An 18,228-nucleotide genomic window follows, 5' to 3' on the forward strand; every position below is an offset into this window, starting at 1 on the left:
ATTAATTTAAACTTTCTTTTTTTTTAACAGCTGATGCCATTGGCATCCCTCCAAGCACTGGTTCTGTAATACTTAAGGGTAATGGTATGGTTTTTTCTTTAAATCCTAATACCGGTAAGATTATTAAAAAGTGAATAAAGTAGTAAGCTGTGGCAACCCTGGCAATCAATAAGTAAAGCCCTTCAGCTGGCATCGCACCTACGTAACCTAGAACTAATACATCCACTACTAGTATCCAATAAAATTGTTTGTAAAGAGGTCTAAATACTGCTGATCTAATTTTTGAAGTATCCAACCAAGGCAGTGCAGCTAAAATTAAAATTGCCGATAGCATTGCAACTACTCCCATTAATTTATCAGGAACTGATCTTAGGATTGCATAAAATGGTAATAGATACCACTCTGGAACGATATGGGCTGGTGTTACCATTGGGTTTGCTTCTATATAATTATCTGCATGCCCTAAAATATTTGGTGAATAAAAAACAAAAAATGCAAATACAATCATAAACATTAATAGTGCAAAGCCATCCTTGATCACAATATATGGATGGAATGGTACTGTATCCTTAGAAGGTTTTTTAACATCAATCCCCACTGGGTTATTGTTTCCAGGAACATGAAGCGCCCAAATATGAAGAACGACTAAGCCCAAGATTAAAAATGGTATTAAGTAATGTAATGTGAAAAACCTTGTTAAAGTTGGGTTATCTACAGAATAACCTCCCCACAACCAATTAACTATTCCCTCACCCACTAAAGGTATGGCGCTAAAAAGATTTGTAATAACTGTTGCTCCCCAAAAACTCATCTGACCCCATGGTAAAACATATCCCATAAATGCTGCTGCCATCATTAAAAGGTAAATTATTATTCCAATAATCCAAATAATTTCTCTTGGAGATTTATATGATCCATAAAACAAAGATCTAAATATGTGAATATAAACTGCTAAGAAAAACATTGAAGCACCGTTTGCATGAATATATCTTATTAACCAACCATAGTTAACGTCCCGCATGATATGTTCAACACTTTCAAAAGCCATGTCAGCATGAGCAATGTAGTGCATAGCCAAAGTTAAACCGGTAACGATTTGTGTAATTAAACAAAAAGTTAAAATCCCACCAAATGTCCACCAATAATTTAAATTCTTAGGTGTTGGATAATCAGTTAAATGACTAGCGAGTGATAAAAGTGGAAGCCTGTCATTAAACCATTTTCCAAATTTTGAACTAGGAACGTACTCGTGATCACTCATAATTATTTATTATCCAATTTTAATAGTGTTGCTGTTAACAAATTCATATTTTGGAACTTCCATGTTTGTTGGAGCAGGACCTTTTCTAATTCTTCCAGAGATATCATAATGTGAACCATGACAAGGACAAAACCAACCATTGTAGTCTCCTTTATCATTTAAAGGGACACATCCTAAATGCGTACAGACACCTAACATAACTAACCATTCTGGATCTTTTGCTCTATCCTCATCTTTTTGAGGGTCTTTTAAATCTTCCATTTTAACAGCTCTTGCTTCAGCTACTTCCTCGGGTGTTCTTCTTTTAATAAAAACTGGTTTTCCTCTCCAGAGTACAGTGATTGTTTTTCCAGGTTGAACTGAACTTACATCAACTTCTGTGCTAGCTAATGCTTTAACAGATGCATCTGGGTTCATTTGATCAACAAGTGGCCAAACAACAGCTCCTACCCCAACAGCACCTACCGCATATGAGGCTGTAAATAAAAATTCTCTTCTTTCAGGTTTTTTTTCAGACATCTTTAATTTTTTGTATATTGTTATCTAATATATGATTTCATATAAGAAAAAAGTTTTTTTTCCACTGAAACAATGACACATAAAACATGAATTTGAGACCTAAAATAGCCTTATATGAACCTGATATTCCTCAAAATACAGCTGCTATTATCAGAACATGTGCATGTCTAGGGGCTGATTTAGAAATAATTGAACCATGTGGTTTTTTATTCAGCGATAAAAGATTTAAAAGAGTTGTGATGGATTATATGGATGAAAAAATGATAAGATTTTATCAAAGTTCAGATGAATTTTTTAAATCAAAAAAGAATGAGAGAGTAATATTATTAACAACTAAATCAGCAGATTCTTATACTGACTTCAAATTTGAGAGTAATGATACACTTTTATTTGGAAGAGAAAGTGCTGGCGTACCAGACCATGTTCATAATTTAATTAAGTATAGGTTAAAAATACCCATGATGGACAATAAAAGATCTTTAAATATAGCCTCTTCAGTTGCTATAATTCTTTCAGAAAATTTAAGGCAAACTAACTTTAATAAATAATGGACAAAGAAATTAAAAAAAAACTTGCTTCTAATTGGTTTAAGTTGCTGCAAAACACAATTTGTAATGACATTGAAAAACTAGAAGGTAAGAAATCTAAGTTTAAATCTAAAACTTGGAATAGAAGTGAAATTAAGGATGAAGGTGGTGGAGAGTTTAGAATTTTAAAAAATGGTAAGATTTTTGAAAAAGTTGGTGTAAATTTTTCAGAAGTGCATGGAAAGTTTTCAAAAAAAATGAGTAAAAAAATCCCAGGTGCCTCTAAAAATCCAAATTTTTGGGCATCAGGAATTTCTATTGTAATGCATATGAAAAATCCTCATGTTCCAGCAATTCATTTTAACACTAGATTTATCTACACAACACATGGATGGTTTGGTGGTGGTATGGACGTAACCCCTTGCATCCAAGATCTTAAAGAAAAAAGCTTCCTTCATACTGAATTAAAAAAAATGTGTGATCGACATGATAAAAAATTTTATAAAAAATATAAAAAGTGGTGTGATGAATATTTTTATTTACCCCATAGAAAAGAAACAAGGGGAATTGGTGGTATTTTTTTTGATTACAAAAAAAAAGATTGGGAGAAAGACTTTAAATTTGTAACAGATCTTGGAGTTACCTTTCAAATGTTATTTAACTCGATAATACAATTGAAACACAAAAAGAAATGGACTGTAAAACAAAAGGAGATACAATATATTAAAAGAGGTAGATATGCTGAGTTTAACTTACTATATGATAGAGGAACAAAATTTGGCCTACAAACAGGTGGTAATGTTGAGGCAATATTAATGTCTTTACCTCCAATAGCAAAATGGAATTAAAATGGATAAAGAACCAATAACAGCAGATGGTCTTGAAAGTTTAAAGGAAGAGTTAATTTTTTTAAAAGAAAAAAAAAGACCTCAAATAGTTGCTGCGATATCTGAAGCAAGATCTCATGGAGATCTGAAAGAGAATGCTGAATATCATGCTGCAAAAGAAGAACAATCTCATAACGAAGGAAGGATTACAGAAATAAATGATATTATTGCAAGAGCAAATGTTATTGATGTAACCAAAATGAGTAATGATGGCAAAGTCATCTTTGGCTCAACTGTAGATTTAGAAAATTTGGATACTGGAGAAAAAATTACCTATAAAATAGTTGGAAAAGACGAGGCTGACCTTCAAAAAAAACTGATATTTTTTCAATCACCTATAGGTAGAGGTTTAATTGGAAAAAACAAAAATGATTTAGTTGAAATTAAAACTCCCGCAGGTGTAAAAAACTTTGAAATTAAAGATGTAAAGTACGTTTAATTACTTACTATTTTTTGAAGTTCTTTATCTGAAATTTTAAAATCATTACTAGTCCAGACTTCTTCTATTGCTTTTAACTTCTGTCCCAGCTCCTTTCCCTCAGGAATTTTATATTTTTCCATCAAAGTACTAGCTTTAAATGGCATAACAGGCATTTCTTTTTTTTTAAAAATTTCAATCATTTTAATTAACTTATTGTCTACTTTTTTGGATTTAAAAATTTTAAAATAAAGAACATCTAATAATGCCTCCCTGCCATTAAAATAAAAAATTTTATTTAGATTTTTTTCTGAAAAGGTTTGGTTCGTATTTTTTTCTAAATTAAACTTATTTAAAAATATAAGTCTTTTTTGATCTTTTTTGGATAAATTAAATTTATAAATAAAGTAATCTACATTATCAGTTCCATCAATAATCATTAAAGATAATAAGAAAATAAAGTCCATTTCAAGAAAGTTTTTTTTTGCAAAACTATTCATTTTATTGAATAGAGAAATATTTTTTATTTGTGGAAAAATAAGATTTATAATCTCTAAACAATCCTTATCCTTAGTTAACTTTAGAAAACCATTTGATTTTAATAATTTTTGAAATTCATCTATTAATCTTTCTGAGGAAATACTTGAAACACCACTTAGGTTTTTTTTAATTGCTTTAATAACTTGTGGGTCATGACTATGCTTAGAATAACTAAGAAAAAATCTGACATATCTTAATACCCTTAAATAATCCTCTTTAATTCTGGTTTCTACATTTCCAATAAAATTAATTTTTCCTCTTTCTAAATCTTTTTTTCCATCAAATGGGTCAAATAAACTTCCTTCAATATCCGCGTAAATAGAATTGATAGTAAAATCTCTTCTAGAAGCATCTTCTTTCCAGCTATCAGAGAACTCTACTTTTGCATGTCGTCCATCTGTATCAATGTCTTTTCTCAATGATGTAATTTCAAACTTTATATCATTAATTAACGCTGTAATTGTTCCATGTTCTATTCCACTCTCGTAATATTTTATGTCCTTTTTAGTAAGAGCCTCACAAACCTCTTTTGGATTTAAATTAACTGCTAAATCTATGTCATCATATGCTTCTTTATTAATAATCTTTCTTACACATCCACCTACATACCGGATTTCACTATTGCTAGAGTATGAATGAATTGCTTCAAATATTTTTGAAACCTCTGTTTCCTTTTTAATATTTTTGAAGCCTAAATTTATGTGATTAAGGTTTTGAGATCTAAAAAAAATTTTATCTAATAAGCTATTCATATATGGCTGGCCCACAAGGATTCGAACCTCGGATCTCTGTACCAAAAACAGATGTGATACCACTTCACCATGGGCCAATATTAGTTGCATATATCACAAAAAAAAAAAATTATATAGTTTTTGATTCAATACACCAGTGGTTATTAAATTTTCGTTTATATTGGCTGCATGCTTTTTTGCAGGCCTTTTTGGAATGAAAATAAGCCACTATTGAGGATCCTGATCCGGACATTCTAACAAATAGGGTGTTGGGTAAACCATTGAGGTAGGATTTAATTCTTTTAAGTTCTGGATATTTATTTAAGGCAACCTTTTCAAGATCATTGTCCAAATTTTTTAAATATTTTGCTTCAAATAGTTTCTGTTTAGGAGGGTTAAATTGAGGTTTAGAGAATGAATCAACTTTAGAATAAATATATTTTGTAGAACATCCAAAGTTAGGTTTCGCAACCAATATATGAAATTTAATTTTATTTTTGAATTTTTTAATATCTCCATTAGATAAAAGAATAGCAAGTGATGGCTTTATACCTAAAATCACATCTGATCCTATTTCATTACTTATTTTTTTTGAGTCATTTTTTTTTATTTTAATTAATTTTTTTTCAATAAAAAAATTTAATAGACTGGCAGCATTCATAGACCCACCTCCCATTCCGGCTTTTTGAGGTATATGTTTTATAACTTTAATTTCAAATTTTTTATTATTCAAAAGTTTTTTGTTATCTAAAATTTTTAACAATTTTGAAATAGTATTAATTTTACTGATGTTTTTAGAAAATCTTCCAATAAAATTGATTTTATGCTGTTTTGTATTGCTTTCTGTTATTGTAATTGAATCATGTAAATCGATAAAAGAAATTAAACTTTCGATATTATGAAGCTTTGATTTTTTTCCTGTAACGTTTAGAGCTAAATTTATCTTTGCATAAGACTTTATCTTAAAACTATTCATAATTTAGGAATTTTTTAATCCCTCTAATAATTTATTTTTAATAGTTTTTTTCGTGGCATCTTCAGTCTCATCTAAATTTAAAACAGCTTGCCAAAAATATCTTGCTTGAATTTTTCTATCAAGCTGCCAAAGAATATCACCGTAATGATCATTAACTACTGGATCCTGAGGCATTAATTCAACTGCTCTTTTAAGAAAATTTTCTGCTTTTTCATATTCGTCAACTAAGTAATATGCCCAACCGATTGAATCAATAATGTATGGATCGTTACTTCTGGCTTCATAAGCTTTTTCAAGCATTTTAAGAGCAGTATCAATTTTATGCTCTCTTTCCAACCATGAGTAAGCTAAATAATTTAATACATAAGCATCATCTGGGTTGGCTTCTAGAGACTTTAATAAATCTTTATCTGCTTTTACATAATCTCCAGATCTCTCGTAACTTCCTCCACGCCTATATAATATTTCAGCGTATAAGTCAGAATTAGCGTTCATTTTTAAAAGTATTTGATCATAAAAATTTATTGCTTCAATATATTTTTTTGCATTTTTATGCATATTTGCAATATCAAATATAATTTTTTTATTTGGGTTTTTAATTTCTTTAAATTTTTCATTGATAAATTTTAGAGATGCTTCTTTATTATTTTTTTTTAAAATAATTTGAGACTCTTTTTTTAACTTAAACCAATAATAAAATTCATGCTTTTTATCAAATGCTTCAAGAGTTTTTAATGTATTGGAATAATCATCACTCAAATAATAATTTTCAGCTAATAAAGACAAATTGAAAATAAATTTAGGATTTAAATAGTTTGCTATATTTAAATAAAAATTTGATTTCTCATAATCATTCTGAGAGGAATAGAGATTTGCTATTAGAAAAAATAGTTCACTAACAATGTCATTCGAATTTGTACATGAAAAAATTTCTTGGAAATTATCTAAGTTTTTATCTTCTATCCATTTTTTACCTTGAGAAATTAATACTGATGAATTTAAATAATCAAAATTATTAGTAACTTTTTTTGCCTTATCGTAATTATCTTTCTTGATTAAATAACTGATCAAAAAAAATACATACCTTGAATAATCAGCATCGTTTTGTGAATTAATTAATGTATTAAAATATCTCTCTGTATCTTTATCATTTAAATAACATCTTTGAAAAACTTCGTTAATAAATGAAAAATTTCCAAACGTATTTGTTTGTTTCACTAATTTTTTTTCTTCAAAAACTGATAAATATTGCTTGAAGGTTTCTGCAATGATTAATGAAAGTCTATCATTGTTAATAAATTCATATGATCTATCAATATAAACTTTACTTTTTTTAAAGTTTTTTTTCTTTAAACTATCAACCGCCAGCAACAAATTAGCCTGAAAAAAGTCAGAGTTGTTTTTTGTTGAGTTCTGTTTAACTTGATTAATTGCTTTCTCAACTTTGCCATCAAGTACTAAGGAAAATACATACCTCTCAAGATAGGCATCATGCTGTTTTATTAATATTTTTGATGAATTAAAAAATTTTAAAGCTTCTGTATTATCTAGATTTTCATAAGCTACAATTCCTGAAAAATAATTAGACAAATACCTTGCATTAAAATCATTTAAACTGGTATTTTTTGAGTATAATGGACTCTGATAAAGTATTAATATTAAAAAGAATTTAAAAAACTTTACCAACATTTGGCCATTCTATGTCTAAAAAAGTAATAAATCAAAAAACGAATTTTGACTCTGAGTTCTTAAACTCTACTGGATCTGACTTTATTTTTGATGAAAAACCAATCAATAGACTAAAAAATACTAGTAATGACTTAAAAAAAGATCTGAGTATTCAAAAAATAGATAAAGTTAAAGAGCTTGAGAATCTTAAAGAACAAATAAACTCAATTAGTGATTGTAACTTAAAGAATAATTCAAAAAAAATAATTTTAGGAGATGGAAATATTAATAGCCCTATAATGTTAATTGGTGAAGCTCCAGGCGTTGAAGAAGATAATGCCGGATTAACTTTTATGGGTGAGGTAGGAGATCTTTTAAAAAAAATGCTAATTGCAATAAATATTGAAAAACAAAATATTTATACAACATATGCTGTAAACTTTAGGCCCCCTGAAGATCGAAAGCCAAACTCTACAGAAATTAAAAGATATTCTCAATTTTTACAAAAACATATTTCAATAATAAATCCTAAAATAATAATTCTTATGGGTAGTACTGCTATGGAATCTTTAACTGGTTTAAATAGTAAAATTTCTATTGAAAGAGGAAAATGGAAAGAAGTAATTGTAAAGAATACAAGTTACAACGTTATCATAACTTTTAACCCCTCTTATCTTTTAAGAGCTCCTGAAAATAAAAAACATTCATGGGATGACTTAAAAAAGATTAAACAAAAAATCTTAGAACTAAACCTATCCGTTTAATGAAAATCTTAGCAGGTGTTGATGAAGTTGGTAGAGGAAGCTTAATCGGACCCGTTTATGCAGCAGCTGTCATATTAAATAATTCTATTGATAAAAAATTATTAAAAGATTCAAAAACTCTAACAAAAGACAAAAGAGAAGAGCTTGAAAAATATATTAAAAAAAATTCTATATGGGCTATAGGCCAGGCGTCGACTAAAGAAATTGAAAAAATTAATATATTGCATGCAAGTTTACTTGCAATGAAAAGAGCCATTCTTAAATTGAAGATAAAACCTTCACTTGTTTTAATTGATGGTAACAAACTACCTGATTTAAAAAACTATAAATTAGAATATGTAATTAAAGGAGATCAAAAAATTCCAAGCATTTCTGCTGCATCAATTATTGCAAAAGTCAGTAGAGATAAATTTATTACAAAACTTTCAAAAGAATTTAATAATTATGGATGGGATACAAACTCTGGTTATGGAACCAAAGAACATTTAAAGGCAATTAAACAATTTGGTATTACCAAATATCACCGTAAAACATTTTCTCCTGTTAGTGATCTTCTATAAATCCTAATAATAGCAACACAAGATCTGGTTGTTTAAGAAATAATAAACACAAATTGAATCCATTTAATTCAATCACAGGTTGACCGTGGAATCTGTTTGGAGTCTAATTGTTTTATACAAAATGGAAAACAATTTTAAAAATAAGATTATTAATGGTGACAGTCTCGAGGAATTAAAAAAAATTCCAAGCGAAACCTTTGATCTTGTTTTCGCTGATCCACCATACAATTTACAATTAAAAAATTCCCTTACAAGACCAGACAGAAGCAAAGTCAGTGCTGTCAATGATAAATGGGATCAGTTTGAAAGCTTTAAAAAATATGATGACTTTACAGTTGCTTGGCTTTCTGAATGTAAAAGAATATTAAAAAAAGATGGAGCCATCTGGGTTATCGGAAGCTATCATAATATTTTTAGAGTAGGCACTGCAATACAAAATTTGGGTTTTTGGATTTTAAATGATGTTATCTGGAATAAGAATAACCCAATGCCTAATTTCAGAGGAACAAGGTTTACAAATGCTCATGAAACTTTAATTTGGGCTTCTAAAAGTGAGAAGTCAAAATATACTTTTAACTATCAATCTTTGAAATGTTTAAATGACGATCTTCAAATGAGATCTAATTGGAATTTACCTATTTGTAATGGTGCAGAAAGACTTAAAAAAAATGGTAAAAAAGTTCACTCTACTCAAAAACCAGAATCTTTATTACATAGAGTTTTATTGGCATCATCAAACAAGGACGATTTAATTCTAGACCCATTCTTAGGATCTGGAACAACTGCAACGGTTGCAAAAAAATTAGGTAGAAAATATTATGGTATAGAGAAAGAGAAGACTTATTTTAAAGCAGCAGAAGAAAGGTTAAAAAATACAAAACCTTTAGAGGATAATTTCTTAGACACTTTAAAAAATAATCGATCTAAGCCTAGAATACCTTTTGGATCACTAGTAGAGCTTGGAATAATAAAGCCTGGAACAAGTATTTTTGATCAAAAGAAAAAAATAGTTGCTAAGATTATGGCAGATGGAAGTATCAAGCATAATCAAGCTGAAGGATCAATTCATAAAGTTGCAGCAACAATACTTGGTTCTGAAAGCTGTAATGGATGGACTTTCTGGCATTGTACAGTGAATGGCGTTTCTGTGCCAATTGATAATTTAAGACAAAGATTAATTTCTAAAAATTAGTCTTTATAAATTTTACCAAGATAACTGTTAATAAATTTTTCATTTTTAACTAATTTTTTTATTACTAAGTTTCTAATCCAAATTATTAATGGATTAGATAAATGAAAAGCAAAATAATTAAGTTTTGATTTCATATCAATCATCCTTACTCTTTTAACTCTTTCAGAGTTAAATTGAGTGTTTTCATTTTCTAAATTTTTATAAAGTTCATTGGCAACCTCTATTGATTGAGAGGCGCCTTGAGCAAAGGTTGGGGGTAAAGCAAAAAAGGCATCTCCAATGATAAAAGTATCTTTATTTTTTGGTTCATTGACATCAGAACTCACAAATATTGGAAAACATTTAATACTTTTTAGATTGTTCATTGTTTCGGGGGGTACTTGCTTTGATATTTCAGATATAATAGATGCAGCAAAATCTTTGTTCTCAAATAAAGAATAATCAGATAACTCTTTAGTGCTAAGCTTTTTTCTAAAAATGGTAATAAAGTTAAACTGTCCTTTGCTATTAACTGGATAAAGAACTGAGTGTAAATTAGACCCTAAAAACAAAGATATATTCTCTGGGTTAATGCCCTTAAGGGCATCCTGGTCAATTGTTGCTCTTAAGGCAATAGAGTTAAAATACTTTGGCTTAGTTTCTTTATTGGCAATTAATGATTTTGTCTTTGAAAAAGTTCCATCGGAGATAATTAAGTAATCACATTTAACAGATAAACCATCCTCAAAAGAAACTTCTTTACTTTCTGCTTCTTCATTAATTTTTATAACTTTTTTATTATAATGAATAATATTTTCATGAAGCCCATCTTTTAAGAAATTAATTAAAGTAGAGCGTTGTAAGGTAGTATATTTTGTATCAGTGCTGTTAAACATGGATATATCTAAATCACATATTTTTTTATTATTTTTTAAAGAATAAAAATCTAGTTTATTGGGGTGAAATTTATCTTCTATCCTGATTTTTTGAAAATTTATTTGATTTAACAGTTTGATGCTATTAACTGAAAGTTGAATTCCATATCCTTTTTCCAAATTAACAGAAGCATTTTTCTCATAAATTGTCACTTGGTAATTAGAGTTTTGACTTAAAAGATTTGCAATATACAGGCCTGAAATACCAGCTCCTATTATTGCTATATTTTTCATTAAATCTTTTTTAAATAATTAAAAATTTTTTTAGTAAATGTGGGCAAAGTATAATCTTCAAGCTTAGAGCTATCAATCCAAGAAGAGTTAGAAATTTCACCTTTTAACTTGGAAAACTTGATTATTACATTCATATTCATATTGGATATCTTGAAGTTTAAAGCTTTTGCTAAATTATCAGGTTTGGATATTTGCTTCATGGGAAATATTTGCAAATTCTTTAAAAAATTAAATTTAGTATTTTTGATTAACAAAAATTTATTATTCTTTTTATAAACTTCTAATAAATAAAATTTATCAATCTTCTTTTTTCTTTCTTTTATTATTTCAAAATCTTTTTTTTTAAAAGACTTACAATTTTTAATTAAAGGACATTGGTGACATAAGGGATTTTTAGGTCGACAAATCAATGCACCTAGCTCCATTAGCGCTTGAGCATAATCGCTTGCTCTAGTTGAATTACCTAATATTTTTTTATTCTTAACAAGATTATCTTTTGTAATTTCTTTGGGTAATTTTAAATTTAATAATCTTTTAATTACTCTTTCAATATTTCCATCTAAGGGAATAAATGGCTTGTTAAAGGCAATTGCCATTATTGCATTAGAAGTGTAGTCACCTATTCCAGGTAATAATTTTAATTCATCAATCGTGTTTGGTAACCTTCTGTTAAAATTTTTTTCTAATATTTGTGCAGTCTTTTTTAAGTTTTTTACTCTTGAATAATAACCAAGGCCCTCCCAATATTTTAAAAGCTTATGTTCCTTAATTTTTGATAGAGATTTAATATCTGGAATATCTTTTATAAAATTATTAAAGTATGGAATTACAGTTGCAACCTGCGTTTGCTGTAACATAAATTCACTTACTAACGTGTAATATTCTCGCTTAACTTGTGATAACTCTTTTCTCCATGGGAGTGATCTTTTATTATTATCGTACCAATAAAGAATTTTATTTGTTAGTATGGATTTGGTCATATGCAATTTAAAAATAATACTAAGCAGAGGTTTAAAACTATTCAAGGCTTAAGGTCTTTTAAAGACACTTTGCCAAAAAACATTAAAAAAATAATCAAAAAAAAGGGTCATATATTTTCTGAAACACTTAATAACTGGAAGTACATAGTTGGGGATGATCTTTTTCAAATATGCTATCCCAAATCCTTTAAAAATTCGAATAAATTTGGAGTAAGCACTCTTCAAATAATGGTAAAGAGAGGGCATGAGATTGATTTAGAGTATTCTAAAAAAGTAATAATGGATAAAATGAATAGTTTTTTTGGCTATGCCGTTGTTGAGAAATTGAAATTCATAAGCTTTGATGACGCCCAAACAAAGTTCAAAAAATTAGACGCTAATGAAAATCATGTGACAAATATTAAATATGCAGATAGGATAAATAGTATTAAGAATGATAAAATTAAAAAATCATTACTTGAATTAACAAAACTATTTAAACAACGATGAAAAAATTCACCTCAACATTATTTATAATATTTTTAATCTTCTCCGCTAAAGCGCTTGCTGCAGATAATGAAATGGTCAAAAGAATTTCTGAAGGAGAAGAAAGTGCTAAAATAACAATAATTGCATACGAGTCATTGACTTGTGGTCACTGTGCAAATTTTCATAAAGATGTATATCCTGAACTTAAAAAAGACTTCATTGATAAAGGATTAGTAAAAATAGAATTTAGACATTTTCCATTAGATTTAGCAGCTTTTAATGCATCAAAAATTGCTCAGTGTAATAACGATGGTAATTCAAATATTTTGAATATTTTATACTCTGGGCAAAAAAAATGGGCTAGAGGAAAAACTCCAGAAGAAGCAACGGGTTATTTAAAAAAATTCTTAGAAAGTGAAAGTGTAAACTTAGATTTTGAAAAATGCTTAAGTGATAAAGCTATAGAAGATTACGTTTTAAATGATCGAATCGATGGGGTAAAAAAATTTGAAGTTAATGCTACTCCTACGATAATAATTAATGATAAAAAGTTTGATAAAGCCCTAAATTATAAGAATTTAAAAAAATATCTGGAAAAACTGATATAAGTTAGTCCATGGAGTTTAAAAAAATCCAATTAAACGGATTTAAATCATTTGCTGAAAAAACAAATTTTCTTATAGAGCACGGCTTAACCGGCATCGTTGGTCCAAACGGTTGTGGGAAATCTAATATTGTGGAATCCTTAAGATGGGTTATGGGTGAAACCTCAGCTAAGAGTATGCGTGGTTCAGGTATGGAAGATGTTATCTTTAATGGTACATCTAATAAATCTTCTAAAAATATAGCAGAGGTTTCTATTAGTGTAGATAATGCAAGTCATGATGGTCCAATGCAATATAAAGATTTAGATCATATTGAAGTTAGAAGAAAGATTGAAAAAGATAAGGGTTCAAAATTTTATATAAATGACAAAGAAGTTAGAGCTAGAGACGCTCAAATGTTTTTTGCAGATTTATCTACGGGTGCTCATTCACCATCAATGATTAGTCAGGGACGAATTGGAGCTTTAGTAACTGCTAAGCCTACTGACAGGCGTGCAATCTTGGAGGAAGCAGCTAATATTTCAGGGTTACATGTGAGAAGGCATGAGGCTGAACTTAGATTAAATGCTGCAGAGACAAACTTAAAAAGAGCTGATGAATTAAGAAGACAACAAGAAAAACAATTAGCAAACCTTCAGAAACAAGCTGAAGAGGCAACGAAATATAAACTTATATCTGAAGAAATAAAAAAAATTGAAGCAGGGCTATATTATTTAAAATTATTAGACATTGATAATGAGATTAGAATAGAAAATGAAATTAACAATGAAGCTGAAGGAGAGGTAAGTAACTTCAATCAACAGATTGCTCAATTTGAAAATTTAATTAAAACTGAAACAGATAAAGTTTCTCCCTTAAGAGAAAAAAATATAGAAAATCTATCCAAAATTCAAAGATTAAATTTAGAGCTACAAAATTTAGATGAAGAAAATGTTAGAACTCAAGATGAAATTGAAAATATTAAAAAATCCCTAAAAACTATCGAGGAAGATATAGACAGAGAAAAGGGGATTGTAATTGATGCTAACTCAAATGAAAGACGCTTAAAAGAAGAGAAAAATGAATTAATAGAAATAGATTCTAAATATTTTGAAACAGAAAAATTATCAAACGAAGATCTTGAGAAGGCAAAAAACCTATTAAAAGATGAACAAAAATCTGTTGATGAAATTATTAATATTTTTGCTGATGGAAATATAAATATTGCTATTGGGCCAATTAAAAATGTTAAAAATACAATCACCAGAGCTAAAGAATTGATTAATAACAATGAAATTAATCAAGCGCTTACTTTACTTGATAGATGTCAAATTGAAATAGATGGTTTTTTAGATAACCTTGAAGATGAAGAGAGTAAGAAAAAGCTTTCTAATATTAATGAAAAAAATGAAAATATAAAATTATTGCAAGAAAAATATGCTGATAGTTTTAGTAAAAATCAATCAATAAAAAAAGAGTCTGTAAAAAGAAATGAAAGAATTAAAGCCATAGAATCAGAAGTTGAAAGTTGGAAAAACTTACTCTCTAATTCTGAAAAAATGGTAACAGAATTAACTGAAAGAAAAAATAAATTACTATCACAGTTAAATGAGCGTGATCAACAACCTAAAGCCCAAGCAGAAAGAAAAGGGCAAATTACTGAGGGTCTAAGAATTTCACAAAATGAAAAAATTGAAAATGAAAAAATAATTGAAGAAACAGATAAAAAGATAAACTCTTTAAGACTTGAGTTAAATGACGTTCAAGAAAGATCTATTCAAATCAGAGAAAGAAAAGCAAGCTCAGGAGCAACTGTCGAAGGTTTAAAAAAACGTAAAGAAGATCTGTTAGAAAGAGTTAGTTCTGAACTTAATCTTGAAGAAAATGATATTCTAGAAAATTCTAATTTAAATGGTGTTGAAGAGCTACCTGACTCTGTTGCGCAAGAAGATGCTTTAGATAAAAAAAAAAATGAAAGAGAAAAATTGGGATCGGTTAACCTTAGAGCTGATGAAGAAACTAGTAAATATGAAATAGAAATTAAAAAAATGGAACAAGATAGAGAAGATCTTGTATCTGCTATTATAAAATTAAAAGAAAGTATTAATGAATTAAATCAAAAAGGAAGAGAAAGACTGTTAGAAGCTTTTGAAAAAGTTAATAGAAAATTTAATGAAGTTTATACAAAACTATTTAACGGTGGAAATGCAAAACTAGAGTTAGTAGACTCTGATGACCCTCTTGAAGCTGGTTTAGAAATGCTGGTAAGTCCTCCTGGTAAAAGACTTCAGTCTATAACTTTATTATCTGGTGGTGAACAAGCTTTAACAGCCTTGTCTCTTATTTTTGCAGTGTTCCTTACTAACCCATCTCCAATCTGCGTTTTAGATGAGGTTGATGCTCCACTAGATGATGCTAACGTAACAAGATTTTGTGGACTTCTTGATGATTTAACTAAAATAACTGACACTAAATTTATTATCGTAACTCACCATGCTCTAACTATGTCAAAAATGAATAGACTTTATGGAGTTACAATGCCTGAAAAAGGTATTAGCCAACTTGTTGCTGTTGATTTACAAAAAGCAGAGAGCATGGTTGCTTAACAATTTGAATGCCAAAAGATAGCCTTAAAACTCGCTTGGAGATTGCAAAAAATAAGCTTTCTAAGAAAAATCTGTATAAAAATGAAGAGGCGCCCTCTTCTATTGGGACTGCCTTTAAATTAAGTACAGAATTAGTGTCCGCGGTGGCAGTTGGGACAATTATAGGGTTTATTTTAGACAAGACCTTTGGTACTAAGCCCTGGTTAATATTAATATTTTTTTTTGTAGGTGTTGTTGCTGGAATTATAAACGTATTCAGATCTGCAAAAAATATGCAAAAATAGATTTAAAAAATTATGGCTACAAACCCGATGAACCAATTCGAAGTTTATAGAATTGGACCAGAAATTAAATTAGGCGCAATAGATATTTCTTTCACAAATGCAAGCTTGTTTATGGTGATTAGTTCTCTTGCAATCTTATTAATTTTTAATTTAGGGTCAAAAAAAAATTCTTTACTACCAAGCAAGATGCAACTTCTTTCTGAATTAAGTTATACTTTTGTTTCCAAAATGATAAGTGATACCGCAGGATCAAAAGCAAAACCCTACTTTGCGTTTATCTTCTCAATATTTATGTTTGTGCTATTTTGTAATATGTTTGGGATGATCCCTTATGCCTTTACAGTAACTAGCCATATCATTGTTACTTTTATCTTGGCTTTATTTATTTTTGTGGGTGTAACAATTATTGGATTTATGAAACATGGATTAGGATATTTAAAACTATTTGTACCTAGTGGAGTACCTGCAGTACTATTACCACTAATAGTTGTTATAGAAATAATTTCTTACTTAAGTAGACCGGTTAGTCTTTCAGTTCGTTTATTTGCAAACATGATGGCTGGTCATACAATGATGAAAGTTTTCGGAGGCTTTGTAATAAGCCTTGGAATAGTTGGTGGATGGCTTCCACTGAGTTTTTCGGTTGCATTAACTGGCTTGGAAATACTAGTTGCTTTTCTTCAAGCATATGTTTTCGCAATCTTAACCTGCATCTACTTGAATGATGCATTAAATTTACACCATTAACTAACATAAGGAGGATATAATGGAATTAGAAGCAGCAAAAATGATCGGAGCAGGACTAGCAGCAATAGCTCTAGCAGGTGCCGGTGTTGGGATCGGAATTATCTTTGGTAATTACCTTTCTGGCGCGATGAGGAACCCATCTGCAGCTCAAAAACAATTTCCTAATCTTTTATTAGGGTTTGCTTTAGCTGAAGCAACTGGCCTATTTGGATTAGTTGTAGCGTTAATTATTTTATTTGCATTTTAAATTTAATGATTAAAAAAATATTTTTTCAGTCGATATTTTTAAGCTTCCTGTTTTTTATGGAAGCTTTTGCAGCTGAAAGCGGTGGAATGCCTCAATTAAATCCAGAGTTTTGGGTTTCTCAAATTTTTTGGTTAATTATTACTTTTGGAATTTTATATGTTGTTTTATCTAAACTTATACTTCCAAAAATAAGTGCCAATCTAGAAACTAGAAAATCTCAAATTTTAGAAAATATTGAGGCTGCGGAAAAGCAAAGAGAAGAAAGTGAACAAAAAATTGAAGAATACGAAAAGATAGTACAATCGAGCAAAAATGAAGCAAAAAACTACTTTAAACAAGCTAGAGAAAAAGTACTGAAAGATATTGGTGTAAAGAAGGAAATACTAGAAAAAGAGCTTGATGAAGAAGTTAATAAAGCTGAGATTGAGATAAAAACTTTTAGAGATAATGCACCAGAAAAAATCAAAAAAATTGCTGTAGAGACCTCTTCGGACTTACTGCAGGAACTAATAGGAGCTGAAGTTAACAGTAGTAGTATTTCTGCAATAGTAGAAGATCTTTCAAGAAAAAAAATGGATGAATATTATGGTAATTGATGCAACTTTTTGGGTAGCTATATCCTTTTTAATATTTATTGGAGCTTTAGTTTATTTAAAAATACCTCAAAAGATTAATGAACTTTTAAATAAGCTTATCCTTGATATTAAAAATGAAATAGATGAAAGTGAAAAACTAAGGCAAGAGGCAAAGGTTTTATTAGATAATGCTCAAAATAAACTTGATACCGCACAAACAGTGAGCAATGATATTTTACAACAAGCCAAAAAAGATAGCGATCATCTTATAATCGAAATGAATGATAAATTTCATAAATCTTCAGAAATTAAAAAAAGTTTAGCAGAAAATAAAATTTCTCAAATGAAAGAAGCTGCACTTAAAGAAATAAAAGATGTTTCAATTAAAATTGCTGTTGATTCTGTTAAAAAAATTATTAACACATCTGTTGATAAATCAAAACTTGATGGTCTTTTTGAAAAAAACCTTGAAGAAACAAAAATAGCTTTAAAAAAAATAAGCTCATAATTACCTTACAATTTTTTAAAAAAACTATAAATTAACCC

At 28.9% G+C, this 18,228-nt stretch carries 21 protein-coding genes and 1 tRNA gene; 14 read left to right on the forward strand and 8 right to left on the reverse strand.

What is annotated here, in order from left to right; all coding sequences use genetic code 11:
• Position 1 precedes the first annotated feature (1 nt).
• Together AC5SLN_RS05390 and petA are read right to left on the reverse strand one after the other, a co-directional pair.
• Positions 2–1,261 carry a cytochrome b gene (locus AC5SLN_RS05390; protein ID WP_011281470.1) on the reverse strand — a complete coding sequence of 420 codons (1,260 nt, stop codon included), beginning with the start codon at positions 1,259–1,261 and terminating at the stop codon, positions 2–4.
• 9 nt (positions 1,262–1,270) lie between these two features.
• On the reverse strand, positions 1,271–1,780 hold the full coding sequence (gene petA / locus AC5SLN_RS05395; protein ID WP_011281471.1) for a ubiquinol-cytochrome c reductase iron-sulfur subunit: 510 nt from the start codon (positions 1,778–1,780) through the stop codon (positions 1,271–1,273).
• An 86-nt stretch (positions 1,781–1,866) separates the two neighbouring features.
• On the opposite strand from petA, the gene AC5SLN_RS05400 reads away from it, so the two are divergent.
• Genes AC5SLN_RS05400 through greA form a run of 3 tightly spaced genes read left to right on the forward strand, consistent with a single transcriptional unit; the run spans position 1,867 to position 3,633 of the window.
• Positions 1,867–2,328: a tRNA (cytidine(34)-2'-O)-methyltransferase gene (locus AC5SLN_RS05400; RefSeq protein ID WP_006997807.1), complete on the forward strand. Its 462-nt coding sequence runs from the start codon at positions 1,867–1,869 to the stop codon at positions 2,326–2,328.
• A complete protein-coding gene (gene hemF, locus AC5SLN_RS05405) occupies positions 2,328–3,155 on the forward strand; it encodes an oxygen-dependent coproporphyrinogen oxidase (protein ID WP_006997806.1) in 828 nt (275 codons plus the stop codon). Before AC5SLN_RS05400 ends, hemF begins: the two co-directional genes overlap by 1 nt.
• 1 nt (position 3,156) lies before the next feature.
• A complete protein-coding gene (greA, locus tag AC5SLN_RS05410) occupies positions 3,157–3,633 on the forward strand; it encodes a transcription elongation factor GreA (RefSeq protein ID WP_006997805.1) in 477 nt (158 codons plus the stop codon).
• Here the strand turns inward: greA and AC5SLN_RS05415 are convergent.
• From AC5SLN_RS05415 to AC5SLN_RS05430, 4 genes are all read right to left on the reverse strand, one after another.
• Positions 3,630–4,904, reverse strand: coding sequence for a CCA tRNA nucleotidyltransferase (locus tag AC5SLN_RS05415; protein ID WP_011281472.1), 1,275 nt, complete (start codon positions 4,902–4,904; stop codon positions 3,630–3,632). The two genes, greA and AC5SLN_RS05415, sit on opposite strands and share 4 nt — an antisense overlap.
• A gap of 3 nt (positions 4,905–4,907) precedes the next feature.
• Positions 4,908–4,981, reverse strand: a tRNA-Gln gene (locus AC5SLN_RS05420).
• Between the two features lie 32 nt (positions 4,982–5,013).
• The gene (locus tag AC5SLN_RS05425; protein WP_011281473.1) at positions 5,014–5,859 is read right to left on the reverse strand and encodes a 4-(cytidine 5'-diphospho)-2-C-methyl-D-erythritol kinase; all 846 of its coding nucleotides are present in this window, start codon (positions 5,857–5,859) and stop codon (positions 5,014–5,016) included.
• 3 nt (positions 5,860–5,862) lie between these two features.
• Positions 5,863–7,548 (reverse strand): tetratricopeptide repeat protein, encoded by a 1,686-nt coding sequence (locus AC5SLN_RS05430; protein ID WP_494593124.1) that lies wholly within the window; start codon positions 7,546–7,548, stop codon positions 5,863–5,865.
• A gap of 11 nt (positions 7,549–7,559) precedes the next feature.
• On the opposite strand from AC5SLN_RS05430, the gene AC5SLN_RS05435 reads away from it, so the two are divergent.
• The 3 genes from AC5SLN_RS05435 (at position 7,560) to AC5SLN_RS05445 (ending at position 10,043) form a co-directional block, all read left to right on the forward strand.
• Positions 7,560–8,291 (forward strand): uracil-DNA glycosylase, encoded by a 732-nt coding sequence (locus AC5SLN_RS05435; protein ID WP_494574846.1) that lies wholly within the window; start codon positions 7,560–7,562, stop codon positions 8,289–8,291.
• On the forward strand, positions 8,291–8,851 hold the full coding sequence (rnhB, locus tag AC5SLN_RS05440) for a ribonuclease HII (RefSeq protein WP_494574848.1): 561 nt from the start codon (positions 8,291–8,293) through the stop codon (positions 8,849–8,851). The genes AC5SLN_RS05435 and rnhB overlap by 1 nt, the downstream gene beginning before the upstream one ends.
• Before the next feature lie 121 nt (positions 8,852–8,972).
• Positions 8,973–10,043, forward strand: coding sequence for a site-specific DNA-methyltransferase (locus tag AC5SLN_RS05445; protein WP_494593126.1), 1,071 nt, complete (start codon positions 8,973–8,975; stop codon positions 10,041–10,043).
• On the opposite strand, the gene AC5SLN_RS05450 is transcribed toward AC5SLN_RS05445, so the two are convergent.
• Positions 10,040–11,191, reverse strand: a complete 1,152-nt coding sequence (locus AC5SLN_RS05450) for an FAD-dependent monooxygenase (protein WP_006997798.1) — start codon at positions 11,189–11,191, stop codon at positions 10,040–10,042. The two genes, AC5SLN_RS05445 and AC5SLN_RS05450, sit on opposite strands and share 4 nt — an antisense overlap.
• Entirely contained in the window at positions 11,191–12,171 is a 981-nt protein-coding gene (locus AC5SLN_RS05455; protein WP_494593128.1) for an A/G-specific adenine glycosylase, read from the reverse strand. The genes AC5SLN_RS05450 and AC5SLN_RS05455 overlap by 1 nt, the downstream gene beginning before the upstream one ends.
• Here AC5SLN_RS05455 and AC5SLN_RS05460 point away from each other — a divergent pair, their 5' ends adjacent.
• The 8 genes from AC5SLN_RS05460 to AC5SLN_RS05495 are packed head-to-tail and all read left to right on the forward strand — an operon-like array spanning position 12,172 to position 18,190.
• On the forward strand, positions 12,172–12,660 hold the full coding sequence (locus AC5SLN_RS05460; protein WP_494593130.1) for a DciA family protein: 489 nt from the start codon (positions 12,172–12,174) through the stop codon (positions 12,658–12,660). It abuts the gene before it with no gap.
• Positions 12,657–13,247, forward strand: a complete 591-nt coding sequence (locus AC5SLN_RS05465) for a thioredoxin domain-containing protein (RefSeq protein WP_006997795.1) — start codon at positions 12,657–12,659, stop codon at positions 13,245–13,247. The genes AC5SLN_RS05460 and AC5SLN_RS05465 overlap by 4 nt, the downstream gene beginning before the upstream one ends.
• Positions 13,248–13,255: 8 nt before the next feature.
• The gene (locus AC5SLN_RS05470) at positions 13,256–15,829 is read left to right on the forward strand and encodes a chromosome segregation SMC family protein (protein ID WP_494593132.1); all 2,574 of its coding nucleotides are present in this window, start codon (positions 13,256–13,258) and stop codon (positions 15,827–15,829) included.
• 8 nt (positions 15,830–15,837) lie between these two features.
• Complete coding sequence (locus tag AC5SLN_RS05475; protein WP_006997793.1) at positions 15,838–16,113, forward strand: AtpZ/AtpI family protein; 276 nt, start codon at positions 15,838–15,840, stop codon at positions 16,111–16,113.
• Positions 16,114–16,125: 12 nt separating this feature from the next.
• Positions 16,126–16,860: a F0F1 ATP synthase subunit A gene (locus AC5SLN_RS05480; protein WP_494593133.1), complete on the forward strand. Its 735-nt coding sequence runs from the start codon at positions 16,126–16,128 to the stop codon at positions 16,858–16,860.
• 19 nt (positions 16,861–16,879) lie between these two features.
• A complete protein-coding gene (locus tag AC5SLN_RS05485; RefSeq protein ID WP_006997791.1) occupies positions 16,880–17,107 on the forward strand; it encodes a F0F1 ATP synthase subunit C in 228 nt (75 codons plus the stop codon).
• A 5-nt stretch (positions 17,108–17,112) separates the two neighbouring features.
• Entirely contained in the window at positions 17,113–17,703 is a 591-nt protein-coding gene (locus tag AC5SLN_RS05490) for a F0F1 ATP synthase subunit B family protein (protein ID WP_230454319.1), read from the forward strand.
• Positions 17,684–18,190, forward strand: coding sequence for a F0F1 ATP synthase subunit B family protein (locus AC5SLN_RS05495; RefSeq protein WP_006997789.1), 507 nt, complete (start codon positions 17,684–17,686; stop codon positions 18,188–18,190). Before AC5SLN_RS05490 ends, AC5SLN_RS05495 begins: the two co-directional genes overlap by 20 nt.
• Positions 18,191–18,228: the final 38 nt, after the last annotated feature.

The organism is Candidatus Pelagibacter sp. PS_31, from assembly GCF_059417865.1.